The sequence below is a fragment of the Lysobacter sp. GX 14042 genome, assembly GCF_021390425.1.
Lineage (GTDB): Bacteria > Pseudomonadota > Gammaproteobacteria > Xanthomonadales > Xanthomonadaceae > Novilysobacter.
Window position 1 is genome coordinate 1 of the sequence record NZ_JAJUWY010000024.1, and the last position, 1145, is coordinate 1145.

A 1145-nucleotide genomic window follows, 5' to 3' on the forward strand; every position below is an offset into this window, starting at 1 on the left:
TCCTTATCTCTTTCCGATCTGCGAGATTGAAGGGCGAGAGCCGGTGTGGTCGACCGCCAGTTCCTTGGTCGGCACGACCGCGGGAGAGCAGGGTCGCCACACCGGTTATCTCCCGCACACGCCCGAACAGTTGCCCGAGTTGGCGCTCGTAACGATAAGGCTGGGCCGCAGGGAGATCTCTCGCCCCTTCAGCTTAGCGGAGTCCGGTATGGCCTGTGGCATCGGGATTGATGTGTGCAAGCAGTGGTTGGATGTCGCGGTCCATGGCGGCGATCGGCCGGAGCGGTTCGACAACAATGCACGCGGCCTGCGCCGGCTGGTGGCCCGGTTTCGAGCGACCCCCTGCCGACAGGTGGTGCTGGAGGCTACCGGCGGTTACGAACGTGCGGCCCTTGAGGCGCTCCACGCGGCCGGCCTGCCGGTCGTACGGATCAATCCTCGCCAAGCGCGGGACTTTGCCAAGGCCACGGGGCAACTGGCCAAGACCGACGCGCTGGACGCGCGGGTCCTGGCCCAGATGGCGGCGCTGCTGGACTTGCCCCGCTACCAGCCGCCGGAGCCCTGGCAACAGCAATTGGCCCAGTACCAGCAGCGCCGGGGCCATCTGGTCCAGGCGCTGCAACAGGAGCGGCAGCGCTTGGAGGGCCTGGATGATCCGTGGCTGCGCAGCCAGCTCAAGGCAACGCTGGCGCATCTGCAGCGCAGCCTCAAGTCACTGGATGCACGCATCGCCGGCCAGGTGGCCGCCCAGCCCCAATTGGCCGCACTTCAGCAGGTCAAGGGGGTCGGTCCAGTGCTGGTGGCCACGCTGGCCGGACATCTCCCCGAACTGGGTCAGATCGATGGCAAGGCCATTGCCAAGCTCGTAGGGGTGGCCCCCTTGGCCTGTGACAGCGGCTCGTGGCAAGGCACCCGGCACGTCTGGGGTGGGCGTGCCGTGGTCCGCACAGTGCTCTACATGGCCACCTTGAGCGCCATCCGCTACGAGCCGCGCCTGCGGGACTTCTACCAATCGCTCAGGGCACGCGGCAAGCCGGCCAAGGTCGCTATCGTCGCCAGCATGCGCAAGCTGCTCGTCATCCTCAACGCACGGATACGTGACCACCGCGCAGCCACCGCCCTCGCCTAACTCAACACAGTTGCTC

1 protein-coding gene is annotated in these 1145 nt (G+C 66.9%); it reads left to right on the forward strand.

Annotation, left to right across the window (positions count from 1 at the left end; translation table 11 throughout):
* Window positions 1-208: 208 nt before the first annotated feature.
* Complete coding sequence (locus LY625_RS13330) at window positions 209-1129, forward strand: transposase (protein ID WP_233740806.1); 921 nt, start codon at window positions 209-211, stop codon at window positions 1127-1129.
* Window positions 1130-1145 lie beyond the last annotated feature (16 nt).

What these genes read in the sequence shown, in the direction of transcription:
- LY625_RS13330 (WP_233740806.1), top strand. Translation starts at nt 209, where the DNA reads ATGGCCTGTGGCATCGGGATTGATGTGTGCAAGCAGTGGTTGGATGTC.